The organism is Citrobacter sp. C5_2, from assembly GCF_014596845.2.
Taxonomy (GTDB): Bacteria; Pseudomonadota; Gammaproteobacteria; order Enterobacterales; family Enterobacteriaceae; genus Citrobacter; species Citrobacter werkmanii.
Window position 1 is genome coordinate 1,370,170 of record NZ_CP115032.1, and the last position, 15,456, is coordinate 1,385,625.

General features: G+C 54.4%; 17 protein-coding genes. 12 read left to right on the plus strand and 5 right to left on the minus strand.

The features are described 5' to 3' along the window. The 4 genes from ICA20_RS06685 to ICA20_RS06700 form a co-directional block, all read right to left on the minus strand. Nucleotides 1-954, minus strand: a complete 954-nt coding sequence (locus tag ICA20_RS06685) for an ABC transporter permease (RefSeq protein WP_038642644.1) — start codon at nt 952-954, stop codon at nt 1-3. Between the two features lies 1 nt (nt 955). After that, nucleotides 956-1,945, minus strand: a complete 990-nt coding sequence (locus ICA20_RS06690) for an ABC transporter permease (protein ID WP_038642642.1) — start codon at nt 1,943-1,945, stop codon at nt 956-958. Beyond that, nucleotides 1,938-3,446, minus strand: coding sequence for a sugar ABC transporter ATP-binding protein (locus tag ICA20_RS06695; RefSeq protein ID WP_038642640.1), 1,509 nt, complete (start codon nt 3,444-3,446; stop codon nt 1,938-1,940). Before ICA20_RS06695 ends, ICA20_RS06690 begins: the two co-directional genes overlap by 8 nt. Nucleotides 3,447-3,549: 103 nt before the next feature. Next, nucleotides 3,550-4,533, minus strand: a complete 984-nt coding sequence (locus tag ICA20_RS06700) for an autoinducer 2 ABC transporter substrate-binding protein (RefSeq protein WP_038642638.1) — start codon at nt 4,531-4,533, stop codon at nt 3,550-3,552. Between the two features lie 417 nt (nt 4,534-4,950). Here ICA20_RS06700 and ICA20_RS06705 point away from each other — a divergent pair, with 417 nt between their 5' ends. Together ICA20_RS06705 and ICA20_RS06710 are read left to right on the plus strand one after the other, a co-directional pair. Beyond that, entirely contained in the window at nt 4,951-5,589 is a 639-nt protein-coding gene (locus ICA20_RS06705; RefSeq protein WP_038643306.1) for a DUF1007 family protein, read from the plus strand. Further along, complete coding sequence (locus ICA20_RS06710) at nt 5,580-6,560, plus strand: nickel/cobalt transporter (RefSeq protein ID WP_038642636.1); 981 nt, start codon at nt 5,580-5,582, stop codon at nt 6,558-6,560. Before ICA20_RS06705 ends, ICA20_RS06710 begins: the two co-directional genes overlap by 10 nt. A 104-nt stretch (nt 6,561-6,664) precedes the next feature. On the opposite strand, the gene suhB is transcribed toward ICA20_RS06710, so the two are convergent. Further along, nucleotides 6,665-7,468 (minus strand): inositol-1-monophosphatase, encoded by an 804-nt coding sequence (gene suhB / locus ICA20_RS06715; RefSeq protein WP_003835237.1) that lies wholly within the window; start codon nt 7,466-7,468, stop codon nt 6,665-6,667. Between the two features lie 118 nt (nt 7,469-7,586). Here suhB and trmJ point away from each other — a divergent pair, with 118 nt between their 5' ends. The 10 genes from trmJ to pepB all read left to right on the plus strand — a co-directional run bounded on the left by trmJ (nt 7,587) and on the right by pepB (nt 15,417). Continuing rightward, entirely contained in the window at nt 7,587-8,318 is a 732-nt protein-coding gene (gene trmJ / locus ICA20_RS06720; protein WP_038642633.1) for a tRNA (cytosine(32)/uridine(32)-2'-O)-methyltransferase TrmJ, read from the plus strand. 173 nt (nt 8,319-8,491) lie between these two features. Continuing rightward, nucleotides 8,492-8,983, plus strand: coding sequence for a Fe-S cluster assembly transcriptional regulator IscR (gene iscR, locus ICA20_RS06725; protein ID WP_003037674.1), 492 nt, complete (start codon nt 8,492-8,494; stop codon nt 8,981-8,983). Nucleotides 8,984-9,095: 112 nt separating this feature from the next. Continuing rightward, nucleotides 9,096-10,310 carry a cysteine desulfurase gene (gene iscS / locus ICA20_RS06730; RefSeq protein WP_038642631.1) on the plus strand — a complete coding sequence of 405 codons (1,215 nt, stop codon included), beginning with the start codon at nt 9,096-9,098 and terminating at the stop codon, nt 10,308-10,310. Between the two features lie 26 nt (nt 10,311-10,336). Continuing rightward, nucleotides 10,337-10,723 (plus strand): Fe-S cluster assembly scaffold IscU, encoded by a 387-nt coding sequence (gene iscU, locus ICA20_RS06735; RefSeq protein ID WP_002913991.1) that lies wholly within the window; start codon nt 10,337-10,339, stop codon nt 10,721-10,723. Between the two features lie 20 nt (nt 10,724-10,743). After that, nucleotides 10,744-11,067: an iron-sulfur cluster assembly protein IscA gene (gene iscA / locus ICA20_RS06740; RefSeq protein ID WP_038642628.1), complete on the plus strand. Its 324-nt coding sequence runs from the start codon at nt 10,744-10,746 to the stop codon at nt 11,065-11,067. Nucleotides 11,068-11,141: 74 nt separating this feature from the next. After that, the gene (gene hscB, locus ICA20_RS06745; protein WP_038642626.1) at nt 11,142-11,657 is read left to right on the plus strand and encodes a co-chaperone HscB; all 516 of its coding nucleotides are present in this window, start codon (nt 11,142-11,144) and stop codon (nt 11,655-11,657) included. A 15-nt stretch (nt 11,658-11,672) separates the two neighbouring features. Further along, nucleotides 11,673-13,523: a Fe-S protein assembly chaperone HscA gene (gene hscA, locus ICA20_RS06750; protein WP_038642624.1), complete on the plus strand. Its 1,851-nt coding sequence runs from the start codon at nt 11,673-11,675 to the stop codon at nt 13,521-13,523. 1 nt (nt 13,524) lies between these two features. Then, nucleotides 13,525-13,860 carry an ISC system 2Fe-2S type ferredoxin gene (fdx, locus tag ICA20_RS06755; RefSeq protein ID WP_003037690.1) on the plus strand — a complete coding sequence of 112 codons (336 nt, stop codon included), beginning with the start codon at nt 13,525-13,527 and terminating at the stop codon, nt 13,858-13,860. Nucleotides 13,861-13,871: 11 nt separating this feature from the next. Continuing rightward, on the plus strand, nt 13,872-14,072 hold the full coding sequence (gene iscX / locus ICA20_RS06760) for a Fe-S cluster assembly protein IscX (RefSeq protein ID WP_038642622.1): 201 nt from the start codon (nt 13,872-13,874) through the stop codon (nt 14,070-14,072). A 61-nt stretch (nt 14,073-14,133) separates the two neighbouring features. Then, complete coding sequence (gene pepB / locus ICA20_RS06765) at nt 14,134-15,417, plus strand: aminopeptidase PepB (protein WP_038642620.1); 1,284 nt, start codon at nt 14,134-14,136, stop codon at nt 15,415-15,417. Nucleotides 15,418-15,456 lie beyond the last annotated feature (39 nt).

The following is a 15,456-nucleotide window of genomic DNA, read 5'->3' on the forward strand; positions in this document are numbered from 1 at the left end:
TCAGGCTTTACGATTCTGTAATGCGATAAAGAGGATCAGCACCGCGCCCCACAGCGCCATCGTCAGATAGCTGCTGACCCCCAGCAAGTTAAGGCCGCTTTCCAGCATTTGCAGCACAATCAGCGCCAGTACCAGGCCGATAATGCGTCCGAAGCCGCCGTCCGGATTGATACCGCCGAGCACGGAGGCAAGGATGGTGACCAGCAGGTAGGATTCACCGTATCCGGCTTTGGCCGAGTTGAATTTCGCCATCATCAGAATGGCGGCGACCCAGCCGAGCAGGGCAGAAATAACGTACACCGAAATTTGTACCCGTACGGTATTCACACCGCTGTAGCGGGTAGCCTGCTCATTGGAACCGACGAGATACAGGCTGCGCCCAAGCGTGGTGTGCTCCAGCAGCACCCACAGCAGGATTGCCACGAGGAAAAAGAGCAGCAGCGCCACCGGAATACCGGCAATCGTCGCGTTACCAAGGTATTGAATGGCGGTCGGGAAGCCGGAAATCACCGTCCCGTTGGAGAGCAAAATATTCAGCCCCGAGATCAGCGTCATCGTGCCGAGGGTGGCGAGAATAGGCGAGACGCCGACCCAGGCAATTAAAGCGCCGTTGAGCGTGCCGATAGCCACCGCCACCGCTGCGCCTGCAATCAACGCCAGCGCCAGAAACAGCGGGTTATCCGGGTGGGTGACGATAATCGCCGCCATCACCAGCGAGCAGGCGTTCGCACCGGCAATAATCGACAGGTTAATGCCGCCGGTCAGCATGGTCATACCCATCCCGAGGGCCAGCATGCCGAGGATTGGCAACTGCGAGCCGATCGACTGGAAGTTAGCGACGCTGAAAAAACGGCTGCCGAGCAGGGCCGAGAAGACCAGAGCGACGACCACAATAATGACGCATTGCAGACGAATGATGGCATCACCGGGTAAAAATCTGGCGATTGTTTTCATCTCAAAGCTCCCTTGCCAGTTTACGTTTTTCGTTCCAGGCCGTGGCGCTAATGCTGACCAGGATAATGGCGCCGCTGAACACGGTGTGCCAGTAAGAGGAGACGCTCAGCAGCGTCAGACCATTTTGCAAGAACGCCAGCAGCACAACACCCAGTAGCGTTCCGGTTAACGTACCGCGCCCGCCGCTCATGCTGGTGCCGCCGAGCACGACCGCCGCCAGCACCGTTAACTCAAAGCCGAGCAGGGAATTGGGGGCAACAGACTGGGTGATTTGCGCCTGAACCACGGCGGCAACGCCTGCCAGAATGCCCATATAGCCATAGACGTAGAAATGCAGCTTCAGCAAATTCAGCCCCAGGCGCGAGGCCGCGTCGCGGTTGCCGCCCATGGCGTAAACCTGACGGCCAAGACGGGTATAGTTCATCAGCACGGCGGTAAAGATGATCACCGCCGCCAGGCACAGCAGGGGCAGGGTTAAACCGTAGTCGTAGCCGTCTGTCGCGGTGAACGACAACCAGTTGATACCGTTCATAAACCAGTCCGGGAAGCCGTACAGCCAGGTTCCCTTGGTGGCATAAACCAGCAGGCCGTAGTAGACGTTCAGCGTGGCGATGGTAATGATGATCGCCGGAACGCGCAGCCAGTACACCAGGAAGCCATTAATCAGCCCAAGCAGCAGACCTACCGCCATTGCGATGGTTAAAGCCAGTATGAAGTTGCCGCCGTGAGCGATCACCCAACTGGCCATCGCATACTGGGCAATCGCGGTCATCGCCGGAAATGAGATGTCGATCCCGCCGGAAATCAGCACCACAAACAGCCCGCAGGCGAGAATGCCGAGAATCGCGTAACTGGTGGCGACATCTGTGAGATTGCCCAGCGACAGGAACTCATCGGTACTGACGCTCAGCCCGACGGCGAGCGCCACGACCAGCAGGCCCAGCCAGAATTCATGTTGCCCGATTAAACGGGAGAGACGCAGACTATTCATTGATTACCTCGACCACTTCAGCAATCTCCTCTTCACGGCAGTGATGAGGATTAAATTCCGCCACCAGTTTGCCGCGGCGCATCACCAGCACACGATGACTGTTGTAATACGCTTCCGGGATTTCATCGCAAATCATCAGCACCGCCATTCCCTGTTCCGCCAGATCGCGGGCTATCTGGTAAATCCCCTCTTTGTTGGCGATATCCACGCCGACGGTAGGGGAGTCGAGGATCAGGATGCGCGGATGGGTTGCCACCCATTTGGCAATGGCAATGCGTTGGGCGTTACCGCCGGAGAGCGTTTTGACCGGCAGATGCGGATCGGAGACTTTAATGTTCAACTCACGGATCAAATCGGCGACCAGCTTTTGCGCTTTACGATGATCGAGCAGACCGCTGCTGGTATGCAGTTGGTCAAACACCGTGACGATGGTGTTGTCATAGATCGACTGCTCCATGATCAGCCCCTGCGTCAGGCGATCTTCAGAGACATAGCCGATCCCGTGTTTGATGGCGTCATGGTTATTGCGCAGAGTAACCGGCTGGCCGTTAATGCGCATTTCGCCGCTTTCCGGATGGGTCATGCCGAACAAACTGAGGCAAAGCTCGGTGCGACCGGCACCCAGCAGACCGACAATGGAGACAATCTCACCGCTATGTAGCGATAAATTGATGTTCTGGTATTTCCCCCGGCGGCTGAGGTTGCGTAGCTCGAGCAGCGGCTCTTGCTCAATAGCGGGTCTTTCCGGCAGCGGGCTGTAGTGGAAGCGTTGTCCGGTCATCAGGAAGGCCAGTTCGTGACTGTCGAGTTCGCTGGCTGGGTATGTTCCCACCAGTTTGCCGTCGCGCATCACGCTGATACGGTCCGCCACTTCCATCACTTCATCCAGACGGTGGCTGACAAACACCACGCAAATCCCGGCCGCTTTCAGTTCGTTGACGACCCGCAGCAGACCATTGACCTCCTGGCGGGTTAACGAAGCGGTGGGTTCATCCATAATCACCAGACGCGCATCGGCGGCAATAGCGCGGCAAATGGCGACCAGTTGCCGATCGGCAATCGACAGTTTTTCGACTTTTTTATCGGGAGCGATGTTCACGCCGATGCGTTTCATGGCGGCCAGCGCCTGCTGTTTCATCGCGCCACGGCGTACCCAGATATCGCCACCGGGCAGATAGCGGTTGACCGCGATATTTTCAGCGACGCTAAAGTTAGGGAATAACGACAGATCCTGATAAATAACCTGAATACCATAATGGGAAGAAAGCTGCGGCGTCAGGTGATGGAATAATTTACCATCGAGTAAAATCTGCGCGCCTTTTTCCGGATGATACACCCCAGAGATCACTTTAATAATGGTGCTTTTACCACAGCCGTTTTGACCCGCCAGACAGTGAACTTCGCCTTTTCTCAGCGTCAGATTCACGTTATCCAGCGCCAGCACGCCCGGGAATTGTTTGCTGATATTCTCAAGAGTGATAAATGCGGTGGTGTCTGTCATGGACAATACCCCTGCGCACGTCCGCATGGACGCTAAGTGTTAGTTTGGTTGATAGCGCCGACCAGACGGTCGGCGTTAAGGTTCCCTGGTGTCGGCTAAAGCCTTAGAAACCGAGTGATTGTGCGTTGTCTTTGGTGACTTCGAGGATCTTGTTAAAGCGGATCACTTTCTTCTCCGTGTCGATATCGGCTTTCCCTAAACCATCGATACTCAAATCGGCGTTAACTTCTTTACCCTGCAACAGCTGGTCGGCCACCGTTACCAGAGCGTATCCTGCGTCTTTTGGATCCCACAGCAGCGCTTTTTTGATATCGCCGCGCATCAGGTAAGGCGCAGCCTGTGCTGGCATGGCGATCCCGACGACGGCGATTTTATCTTTGGCGCGTTTTTTCTGCACCGCCTGGCCCGCTCCGATTGGACCCAGCGAGCCGAAGCCGATAATGCCCTTCATCTGCGGATAGGTTTTCATCAGGTCCAGCGTGGTGGCGTAGGATTTATCGATGCTTTCCGCGACCGGCAGACGTGAAGTGACCTCGAACATTTCGGGATATTTTTCTTTTTGGTACTTAATCGCAAAATCGGCCCACGCGTTATGCAACGGTACCGTCAGCGAACCGACATAGATGGCATAACCCCCTTTACCGCCCATGCTTTTCGCTAATTCATCGACGTTAGCCTGCGCATATTTTTCACTGTCGATGGTTTCAATATCCCATTGACCAATCTGCTCGTCCGGGGATTCGTGCGTCAGCACCACGATGCCTTTGTCGCGCGCTTTTTTCAGCACCGGCTCAAGGACCTTGGCATCATTCGGCACCACGATGATCGCGTTAACGTTTTTGGCGATCAGATCCTCAATGACTTTCACCTGTTGAGCCGGATCCGGCGTGGAAGGCCCGGTCTGGTAAGCATTCACATCCAGTTTTTTTGCTGCTTCATTAACGCCGGTTTCCATCCGGTTAAACCACGGGATCCCGGTGACTTTGGCAACCACAGCAATTTCATATTTTTCCGCCGCAAAGGACGTGCCGGACAACATGCATGCAGAAACCAGGGTTGCACTGAGTAATGCGAGTTTGAATTTCATAGTTGTACCTTTCGTAGGGGGCAGGACATGTCACGGGGTGAAGTTAACTACGAATGGAAGAGGGAATGAATCATAAGTTCCGTGAATGTGATCCATGTCCGTTATTGTAAATTAAAAGAAAATTAATGGTTAAATATTGGTTAAATTAATGGAGTTTCATATTCATACCAGCAAAATTATTGTTAATAAATAATTAAAATGAAACTTTTAGTTAACAATCTATTATCATTTTGCGTAAATTCTGGCGGCGAAAAGGGATTCCGACGGGTGTTGCTGGAGAAAGAATTGTCGAAATTGAGAACTGAATCGATACCGGAAAAGGGGGCTCAACATTTTTTCGTTCAATGTTATCCTCAGCACTCTTTCGCCAAACACACCATTATTTCTGGCGGCCTGGATTTTTATCGTGGAGAAGTCATGCAGCGTGTTAAGCACATCATTGTAACGTTGTTTCTTGCTGTCCTGTCCTTTGGCGCAGGGGCGCATCCCCACAGCTTTATCCATTTGAAAACCGAGATAGTGAACGAAAATAATCAGTTCGTGGCGCTGAAAATGCGCTGGACGATGGATGAAATCACCTCGGCAGATCTGCTTTACGATGCGGGGAATGCCAAACCTGGCTCGGAGATCTGGAAAAAACTGGCGGCGGAAGTGATGGCGAATGTGCTTGGGCAGCATTATTTCACCGAAGTGTGGCATGAAGGGCAAAAGGTAAAGTTTAAAAACGGGCCGACGGAATACGGCATGGAGCGTGAGGAACATCAGGCGGTGCTGACGTTCGTTCTACCCTTAGCTGAACCACAGCCGCTGAGTGGTCAAAAATATACCATTTCAACCTTCGATCCGACCTACTACGTGGACATGAGCTATGACCAGGATAGCGATGCCCGGCTGTCGCAGGCGATCAGCCAGCAATGCCGTATTTCAGTACACACCCCGACGCCGAATGAACAAACGCTGATCTTTGCGCAGTCGCTGGATAAAGAAGACGCCCCGCCGGAGGATATGGAGTTGGGTAAACAGTTCGCACAAACGGTAACGCTGCAATGTCAGTAGTTTATCAACCACGACCCACTGGACGTCGCTGGCTCACGCTGTGGCCGCTGGCGCTATTTTTGCTGCTGGCGGCAGGCGGCATACTGTGGCTATGGCTGGCCTGGCCGCAGGTGATGATGAAAAGCATCGTCTGGCAGCGCGAAGTAAACCAACAGATGAGCGGCTTGTTGAAAGCGGTTGCTGCCAGTCCGACCCAGGCAGGGGGATCGCTGCTGCTGTTTAGTTTTCTCTACGGCGTTCTGCATGCGCTGGGGCCGGGACATGGAAAAGTGGTGATTACTACCTGGCTTGCGACGCACCCGTCAAAACTCAAATCCAGTATCGGCCTGACGCTGGCGTCGTCTTTATTACAAGGACTGGTCGCGATTGGTCTGGTGATTATCGTGCTCACCGTCTTGCAGTTGCCTGCGCGGCAGCTGCATATGAGCAGCTTCTGGCTGGAGAGAGGGAGCTATGTGCTGGTGGGCGTGTTAGGCCTGCTGCTGTGCTGGCGGGCGCTGAAAAAACTGCGCTTATTGCTAACGCGGCCAACGTTTACCGCCTTCACGCCGCGCCATGTGCATCACGACGGCTGTGGCTGCGGGCATCAGCACCTGCCGAACCCTGAACAGGTGCAAAGCGGTGATGACTGGCGCGCCCGGCTGATGATTATTCTGTCTATGGGGATGCGCCCATGCTCCGGGGCCATCATGGTGCTGCTGTTCAGCAAAGTGATTGGCGTCTTTTACTGGGGTATGGCGTCGGCGCTGGCGATGGCGGCGGGCACCTCTTTGACGATTACGTCACTGGCTTTATTGGTACACAGTTTCCGCACGCTGGCGGTGAGACTTAGCGGGCATAAAGCGCCGGTGCTGTGGCGACAGATTGGCTGGACGACGCTGGCGTTAGCCGGGGGCACGGTATTAATTGCGGCAGCGGTGGTGATGTGGATGAGCGCGGTGCCGGTGGGGCGAGGGATAAGACCGTTTTAGCACTGTTGTAGGATGAATGCCTGATGGCGCTTCGCTTATCAGGCCTACGGGGAACTTCCCTGGTAGGCCGGATCAGGCGCTAGCCGCCATCCGGCATCAAACGATTAGCGCTTCAGCGCGTCGCTCAGTTCGTCACGCATGTTAGCCAGCATGGCTTTCACTACGCGCGGGTTACCTGCAACGATGTTGCCGGTCGCCATGTAGTTATGACCACCGGTGAAGTCGCACACCAGGGCGCCAGCTTCACGCGCAATCAGCTCACCTGCGGCGAAATCCCACGGGCGCAGACCAATTTCGAAATAACCGTCAACGCGGGCTGCGGCAACGTAGGCCAGATCCAGCGCGGCAGAGCCGGTACGGCGGAAGTCAGCGCATTCGGTAAACATGTTGCCAAGGATTTTCATGTAAGAAGCGGCGTGCTGTTTCGCTTTGAACGGGAAGCCGGTGGCAATGATGGTGCCGTCCAGATCGCGAGCCGTGCTGCCACGCAGACGGTAACCGTTAAGCTGCGCGCCCTGACCGCGGGTTGCGGTGAACAGTTCATTACGCATTGGATCGTAAACAACGGCAACCTCAGTACGGCCTTTAATGCGTACTGCGATAGATACCGCGAAGTGCGGCAGGCGTTTTACGAAGTTGGTGGTGCCATCCAGTGGATCGATAACCCATTGAACATCCAAATCTTCACCAACATGTTCACCGCTTTCTTCGGTGATGATGGTGTGCTGTGGGTAAGATTTGCGAATCGTTTCGATAATAATCGCTTCGGCGGCTTTATCGACGTTAGTCACGAAATCATTGCTGCCTTTCTGGCTGGTTTCTACAGAGTCTGGAGTTTCGTAGTGTTTGGCAATTACATTACCCGCCTTGCGCGCTGCGCGCACGGCGATGGTCAGCATCGGATGCATCGGTCTCTCTCACTGGATGTTAAAGAACGGGAAAACGGCGCAGAGTATAGCAGCGAGTTCGGAATATGTCTTCGTTTTATGATAATATGCCCGAATAATCTTTAGCCGAAGAAATACAATGCTGCAAAATATTCGAATTGTGCTGGTGGAAACCTCTCACACTGGCAACATGGGCTCTGTGGCCCGTGCAATGAAAACCATGGGTTTAACCAATCTGTGGCTGGTTAATCCACTGGTCAAACCGGACTCGCAGGCCATCGCCCTGGCGGCAGGCGCCAGCGATGTGATCGGCAGCGCGCAGATCGTCGATACCCTCGATGAAGCGCTGGCGGGTTGTAGTCTGGTAGTAGGCACCAGCGCGCGTTCCCGTACGTTGCCGTGGCCGATGCTGGACCCGCGCGAATGCGGCTTGAAAAGCGTCTCTGAAGCGGCGAATACGCCGGTGGCGCTGGTATTTGGTCGTGAACGCGTTGGCCTGACCAACGAAGAACTGCAAAAATGCCATTATCACGTCGCCATTGCCGCGAACCCGGAATACAGTTCGCTCAACCTGGCGATGGCGGTGCAGGTTATCTCTTATGAAGTCCGCATGGCCTGGCTGGCGACGCAGGAAGGTAATAAGACCGTCGAATACGAAGAAGCTGAGTATCCGCTGGTGGATGATTTAGAGCGTTTTTACGGTCATCTGGAACAAACGCTGCTGTCGACCGGGTTTATTCGCGAAGGCCATCCGGGACAAGTGATGAACAAGCTGCGTCGTCTGTTTACGCGTGCGCGTCCTGAGAGTCAGGAGCTGAATATCCTGCGCGGGATTCTGGCATCTATCGAACAGCAGAATAAAGGCAAGTAAGCGAAACGCCTCCTGTAAGTGAAAACGGCACTGAAGGTTAAATACCTGACTAAATTAGTCAAGTAAATAGTTGACTGATTTAGTCGGGAATGTCAGACTTGCCCCTGCTATGCAATACCCCCATTTTACAATAAAAAACCCCGGGCAGGGGCGAGTTTGAGGCTAAGTAAGACATGAGACTGACATCAAAAGGGCGTTATGCCGTGACCGCAATGTTGGACGTTGCGCTCAACTCAGAAACGGGCCCGGTACCGTTGGCTGATATTTCTGAACGTCAGGGAATTTCCCTGTCATATCTGGAGCAGCTGTTTTCCCGTTTGCGTAAAAACGGTCTGGTTTCAAGCGTACGTGGACCAGGCGGCGGGTATCTGCTGGGTAAAGATGCCGGCAGCATCGCAGTAGGTGAAGTCATTAGCGCTGTCGACGAGTCTGTAGATGCGACCCGTTGCCAGGGCAAAGGCGGTTGTCAGGGCGGCGATAAATGCCTGACCCATGCGCTGTGGCGCGATCTGAGCGATCGTCTGACCGGTTTCCTCAACAACATTACGTTGGGCGAACTGGTGAATAATCAGGAAGTCCTGGATGTGTCTGGTCGCCAGCACACGCATGACGCTCCACGCACTAATCGTGCTCAAGACGCGATCGACGTTAAGTTACGCGCATAATAAAAGTATTTTAGAATCAGGCCGGGGTGTTAAACGCCCCGTTAACTCGGTCGTACATCCAGCCGGTTGCCTGGTTCCTTGCATTGAAGCGATGTACGGAGTTTATAGAGCAATGAAATTACCGATCTATCTCGATTACTCCGCAACCACGCCGGTGGACCCGCGTGTTGCCGAGAAAATGATGCAGTGTCTGACCCTGGACGGAAACTTTGGTAACCCAGCTTCCCGTTCACACCGTTTTGGCTGGCATGCTGAAGAGGCGGTAGATATCGCCCGTAATCAGATCGCTGATCTGGTTGGTGCCGATCCGCGTGAAATCGTCTTTACCTCCGGTGCGACGGAATCCGATAACCTGGCGATTAAAGGTGCAGCCAACTTTTATCAGAAAAAAGGCAAGCACATCATCACCAGCAAAACCGAACACAAAGCCGTGCTGGATACCTGCCGTCAGTTGGAGCGCGAAGGGTTTGAAGTCACTTACCTCGCCCCACAGCGTAACGGTATTATCGACCTGAAAGAACTTGAAGCGGCAATGCGTGACGACACTATCCTCGTGTCCATCATGCACGTGAACAACGAAATCGGCGTGGTGCAGGATATCGCGACTATCGGTGAAATGTGCCGTGCGCGCGGCATCATCTATCACGTTGACGCCACTCAGAGCGTGGGCAAACTGCCTATCGACCTGAGCCAACTGAAAGTTGACCTGATGTCCTTCTCCGGCCACAAAATCTATGGTCCGAAAGGTATCGGCGCGCTGTACGTGCGTCGTAAACCGCGTATTCGTATCGAAGCGCAGATGCACGGCGGCGGTCACGAGCGCGGCATGCGTTCCGGTACTTTGCCTGTCCACCAGATCGTTGGCATGGGTGAAGCGTACCGTATCGCGAAAGAAGAGATGGAAACCGAGATGGCGCGTCTGCGCAGTCTGCGTAACCGTCTGTGGAACGGCGTGAAGGACATGGAAGAAGTGTACCTGAACGGCGATCTCGAACAGGGCGCACCGAACATTCTCAACGTCAGCTTCAACTTTGTTGAAGGCGAGTCGCTGATTATGGCGCTGAAAGACCTGGCGGTATCCTCCGGTTCTGCATGTACTTCAGCAAGCCTGGAGCCATCCTATGTGCTGCGCGCGCTGGGTATGACCGACGAGCTGGCACACAGCTCAATTCGTTTCTCTTTAGGTCGTTTCACTACCGAAGAAGAGATTGACTATGCCATCAATCTGGTTCGCAACTCCATTGGCCGTCTGCGCGACCTTTCTCCACTGTGGGAAATGTTCAAACAGGGCGTGGATTTGAACAGTATTGAATGGTCACATCACTAATTCGGCACCAATAAGGAGAATTCAACATGGCTTACAGCGAAAAAGTTATCGATCACTACGAGAATCCACGTAACGTGGGCTCTTTTGACAACAGCGACGAGAACGTGGGTAGCGGCATGGTCGGCGCACCGGCCTGTGGCGACGTGATGAAGTTGCAGATCAAAGTCAACAATGAGGGTATCATTGAAGACGCGCGTTTCAAGACTTACGGCTGCGGTTCCGCTATTGCCTCCAGTTCTCTGGTTACCGAATGGGTAAAAGGGAAATCTCTGGACGAAGCACAGGCGATTAAAAACACCGATATCGCCGACGAGCTTGAACTGCCACCGGTGAAAATTCACTGCTCTATCCTGGCTGAAGACGCGATTAAAGCCGCGATTGCGGATTACAAAAGCAAACGTGAAGCAAAATAATTAAGAGTTGAGGTTTTATTATGTCGATTACCTTAAGCGACAGTGCAGCAGCGCGTGTAAATACCTTCCTGGCGAACCGCGGTAAGGGGTTTGGCCTGCGTCTGGGCGTGAGAACCTCCGGCTGCTCAGGTATGGCCTATGTACTGGAATTTGTTGACGAGCCGGCGGCTGAAGATACCGTGTTTGAAGACAAAGGCGTTAAAGTTGTGGTCGACGGTAAGAGCCTGCAATTTCTCGACGGTACGCAGTTAGACTTCGTCAAAGAAGGTCTGAACGAAGGGTTTAAGTTCACTAACCCGAACGTGAAAGACGAATGTGGATGCGGCGAAAGTTTCCAAGTATAACGCGCTCACCGATAACCCCACACGCATGATTTTACGTGTGGGGTTTGTTCTAACAGGCTACCCCTGAGATAGTTATGGATTACTTCACTCTCTTCGGATTACCCGCTCAATATCCTATTGATCTCCAGGCCCTGACGATCCGTTTTCAGGATCTACAACGTCAGTATCATCCTGATAAATTCGCCAGCGGTTCTCAGGCGGAACAACTTGCTGCGGTTTCGCAGTCCGCCACCATTAACCAGGCCTGGCAAACGCTGCGTCATCCCTTGATGCGCGCCGAATACTTATTGTCTTTACACGGTTTTGATATTCGCAATGAGCAGCACACGGTGCGTGATACCGCGTTCCTGATGGAGCAACTGGAACTGCGGGAAGAGCTTGACGAGATCGAGCAGACGAAAGACGAATCGCGACTGGAAAGTTTTATCCAGCGCGTGAAAAAGATGTTTGAAAGTCGCCATCAACTGATGGTTGAACAGCTGGATAACGAGATGTGGGACGCGGCGGCGGATACCGTGCGTAAGCTGCGTTTTCTCGATAAACTGCGAAGCAGTGCAGAACAACTCGAAGAAAAACTGCTCGATTTTTAATTTCCGGAAGCGAAAATGGCCTTATTACAAATTAGTGAGCCTGGTCTGAGCGCCGCGCCGCACCAGCGTCGTCTGGCGGTAGGTATCGATTTAGGCACTACCAACTCCCTGGTTGCAACCGTACGCAGCGGCCAGGCCGAAACGCTGGCAGACCACGAAGGTCGCCACCTGTTGCCGTCAGTGGTTCACTATCAGCCGCAGGGCTACTCTGTCGGTTACGATGCCCGCGCCAATGCCGCCCTTGACCCGGCCAATACCGTTAGTTCGGTAAAACGCATGATGGGCCGCTCTCTGGCGGATATCCAGGCGCGCTATCCGCATCAGCCTTATACGTTTCAGGCCAGTGAAAACGGCCTGCCGATGATTGAAACCGCTGCTGGTTTACTTAATCCGGTGCGCGTATCCGCTGACATTCTGAAAGCGCTGGCCGCGCGGGCAACCGAATCGCTGTCCGGTGAACTGGACGGCGTCGTGATCACCGTTCCGGCATATTTTGACGATGCACAGCGTCAGGGGACCAAAGACGCCGCGCGTCTGGCTGGCCTGCACGTATTACGTCTGCTGAATGAGCCGACCGCTGCGGCGATTGCTTATGGCCTGGACTCCGGTCAGGAAGGCGTGATCGCGGTCTATGATCTTGGCGGCGGTACCTTTGATATTTCTATTCTGCGCCTGAGCCGCGGCGTGTTCGAAGTGCTGGCGACCGGCGGTGATTCCGCGCTAGGCGGCGATGATTTTGACCATCTGCTCGCCGATTACATTCGCGAGCAGGCGGGGGTTGCCGATCGCAGCGACAACCGCGTACAGCGTGAACTGTTGGATGCCGCCATTGCGGCGAAAATTGCGCTCAGCGACGCCGATTCTGTAACGGTTAACGTGGCGGGATGGCAGGGTGAAATCACCCGTGAAACCTTCAATGAACTGATTTCCGCACTGGTTAAGCGTACGCTGCTGGCCTGCCGTCGCGCGCTGAAAGATGCGGGCGTTGAGCCGCAGGATGTGTTGGAAGTGGTGATGGTCGGTGGTTCAACCCGCGTGCCGCTGGTACGTGAACGCGTGGGTGAGTTTTTTGGCCGTACGCCGCTGACCTCTATCGACCCGGATAAAGTGGTCGCTATCGGCGCGGCAATCCAGGCGGATATTCTGGTCGGGAATAAACCAGACAGCGAAATGCTGCTGCTGGACGTCATTCCGCTGTCCCTGGGCCTTGAAACCATGGGCGGCCTGGTGGAGAAAGTGATTCCGCGTAACACCACTATCCCGGTGGCGCGTGCGCAGGACTTTACCACCTTTAAAGACGGCCAGACCGCGATGTCCATCCACGTGATGCAAGGCGAGCGTGAGTTGGTGCAGGACTGTCGTTCACTGGCGCGCTTTGCGCTGCGCGGTATTCCTGCGCTGCCAGCAGGCGGCGCGCATATCCGTGTGACCTTTCAGGTGGATGCCGATGGGCTGCTGAGCGTCACCGCTATGGAGAAATCCACCGGCGTTGAGTCCTCCATTCAGGTCAAACCGTCCTACGGTCTGACCGACGGTGAAATCGCCTCCATGATTCAGGATTCGATGAGTTTTGCCGAGCAGGACGTCAAAGCCCGTATGCTGGCAGAACAGAAAGTCGAAGCGGCACGTGTACTGGAAAGTTTATCCGGTGCGCTGAACGCTGATGCCGCGCTGTTAAGCGCCGCAGAACGTCAGGCTATCGACACCGCCGCCGCGCAATTGAGCGAGGTTGCGCAGGGTGACGATGTTGACGCGATAGAACAAGCCATTAAAAACGTAGACAAACAAACCCAGGAATTCGCCGCTCGCCGCATGGACAAATCCGTCCGTAGCGCGCTGAAAGGCCATTCCGTGGACGAGGTTTAATATGCCAAAGATTGTTATTTTGCCTCATCAGGATCTCTGTCCCGATGGCGCAGTTCTGGAAGCTGAGACTGGCGAAACCATTCTCGACGTTGCCCTGCGTAACGGTATCGAGATTGAACATGCCTGTGAAAAATCCTGTGCCTGTACGACCTGTCACTGCATTGTACGTGAAGGTTTCGATTCTTTGCCGGAAAGCACGGAAGAAGAAGATGACATGCTGGATAAAGCCTGGGGTCTGGAGCCGGAAAGCCGTTTAAGCTGCCAGGCGCGGGTAACCGAGGACGATTTAGTGGTCGAAATCCCACGTTACACAATCAATCATGCACGTGAGCATTAACAGAGGGTAGTATGGGACTGAAGTGGACCGATAGCCGTGAAATCGGTGAAGCGCTGTACGACGCCTTCCCCGACCGTGATCCCAAGACCGTTCGTTTCACCGATCTGCACCAATGGATCTGTGACCTGGAAGAGTTCGATGATGACCCACAGGCATCGAACGAAAAAATCCTTGAGGCCATTTTACTGGTCTGGCTGGACGAAGCCGAATAAGTCAACGGGCTGCCCACGGGTGGCCCGTTTTCCTGTATGCGCGAAAATAAGGATAAATAAAATGACAGAAGCCATGAAAATTACGCTTTCCACGCAACCTGCCGATGCCCGCTGGGGTGAAAAGGCAACATACAGCATTAATAATGAAGGCATTACCCTGCACCTGAACGGAAAAGATGACCTCGGCCTTATCCAGCGCGCCGCGCGTAAAATCGACGGCCTGGGTATTAAACATGTGCAACTGGACGGTGAAGGCTGGGATACCGAACGCAGCTGGGCTTTCTGGCAGGGTTATAAAGGACCGAAAGGCAGTCGCAAAGTTGAGTGGGCTGCCCTGGACGAAGCACAGCGCAAAGAGCTGGATAACCGTCTGAAGATTATTGACTGGGTGCGCGATACCATTAACGCCCCGGCGGAAGAACTGGGCCCGGAACAATTGGCGCAGCGCGCGGTCGACCTGCTGTGCTCTGTTGCCTGCGATAACGTCTCTTACCGCATCACCAAAGGTGAAGATCTGCGTGAGCAGAACTACATGGGACTGCATACCGTGGGGCGCGGTTCCGAGCGTCCTCCGGTGCTGCTGGCGCTGGACTACAACCCGACTGGCGACAAAGAAGCCCCGGTTTACGCTTGTTTGGTTGGCAAAGGCATTACTTTTGACTCCGGCGGTTACAGCATCAAGCAAAGCGCATTTATGGACTCAATGAAGTCCGATATGGGTGGTGCGGCAACGGTCACCGGCGCGCTGGCGTTTGCCATCACCCGTGGTCTGAACAAGCGTGTGAAGCTGTACCTGTGCTGCGCGGATAACCTGATCAGCGGCAACGCCTTTAAGCTGGGCGATATTATTCACTATCGCAACGGCAAAAAAGTGGAAGTGATGAATACCGATGCGGAAGGACGCCTTGTGCTGGCGGATGGTCTGATCGACGCCAGCGCGCAAAAACCGGAGCTGATTATTGATGCAGCTACGCTGACCGGCGCCGCGAAAACCGCCCTGGGTAACGATTATCACGCGTTGTTCAGCTTTGACGACAAGCTGGCTGCCCGTCTGCTGGCAAGCGCGGCACAAGAAAACGAGCCGTTCTGGCGTCTGCCGTTGGCTGAGTTCCACCGTAGTCAGCTGCCGTCTAACTTTGCCGAGCTGAATAACACCGGCAGTGCGGCCTATCCGGCGGGTGCGAGCACTGCAGCAGGCTTCCTGTCTCATTTTGTGGAAAACTACCAGCAAGGCTGGCTGCACATTGACTGCTCTGCAACTTATCGCAAAGCGCCAGTTGAGCAGTGGTCTGCGGGCGCAACCGGTCTGGGTGTGCGCACCATCGCGAATCTGCTGACCGCATAATTCATGACTGTATTGCCGGATGGCGCTACGCTTATCCGG

Excerpts from the sequence above, each read along its gene's own strand:
- ICA20_RS06705 (WP_038643306.1), top strand. The coding sequence starts at position 4,951 with ATGCAGCGTGTTAAGCACATCATTGTAACGTTGTTTCTTGCTGTCCTG.
- hscB (WP_038642626.1), top strand. The coding sequence starts at position 11,142 with ATGGATTACTTCACTCTCTTCGGATTACCCGCTCAATATCCTATTGAT.
- pepB (WP_038642620.1), top strand. The coding sequence starts at position 14,134 with ATGACAGAAGCCATGAAAATTACGCTTTCCACGCAACCTGCCGATGCC.
- iscU (WP_002913991.1), top strand. The coding sequence starts at position 10,337 with ATGGCTTACAGCGAAAAAGTTATCGATCACTACGAGAATCCACGTAAC.
- trmJ (WP_038642633.1), top strand. The coding sequence starts at position 7,587 with ATGCTGCAAAATATTCGAATTGTGCTGGTGGAAACCTCTCACACTGGC.
- ICA20_RS06695 (WP_038642640.1), bottom strand. The coding sequence starts at position 3,446 with ATGACAGACACCACCGCATTTATCACTCTTGAGAATATCAGCAAACAA.
- iscA (WP_038642628.1), top strand. The coding sequence starts at position 10,744 with ATGTCGATTACCTTAAGCGACAGTGCAGCAGCGCGTGTAAATACCTTC.
- ICA20_RS06710 (WP_038642636.1), top strand. The coding sequence starts at position 5,580 with ATGTCAGTAGTTTATCAACCACGACCCACTGGACGTCGCTGGCTCACG.
- hscA (WP_038642624.1), top strand. The coding sequence starts at position 11,673 with ATGGCCTTATTACAAATTAGTGAGCCTGGTCTGAGCGCCGCGCCGCAC.
- ICA20_RS06690 (WP_038642642.1), bottom strand. The coding sequence starts at position 1,945 with ATGAATAGTCTGCGTCTCTCCCGTTTAATCGGGCAACATGAATTCTGG.
- ICA20_RS06685 (WP_038642644.1), bottom strand. The coding sequence starts at position 954 with ATGAAAACAATCGCCAGATTTTTACCCGGTGATGCCATCATTCGTCTG.
- iscX (WP_038642622.1), top strand. The coding sequence starts at position 13,872 with ATGGGACTGAAGTGGACCGATAGCCGTGAAATCGGTGAAGCGCTGTAC.
- fdx (WP_003037690.1), top strand. The coding sequence starts at position 13,525 with ATGCCAAAGATTGTTATTTTGCCTCATCAGGATCTCTGTCCCGATGGC.
- suhB (WP_003835237.1), bottom strand. The coding sequence starts at position 7,468 with ATGCATCCGATGCTGACCATCGCCGTGCGCGCAGCGCGCAAGGCGGGT.
- iscS (WP_038642631.1), top strand. The coding sequence starts at position 9,096 with ATGAAATTACCGATCTATCTCGATTACTCCGCAACCACGCCGGTGGAC.
- iscR (WP_003037674.1), top strand. The coding sequence starts at position 8,492 with ATGAGACTGACATCAAAAGGGCGTTATGCCGTGACCGCAATGTTGGAC.
- ICA20_RS06700 (WP_038642638.1), bottom strand. The coding sequence starts at position 4,533 with ATGAAATTCAAACTCGCATTACTCAGTGCAACCCTGGTTTCTGCATGC.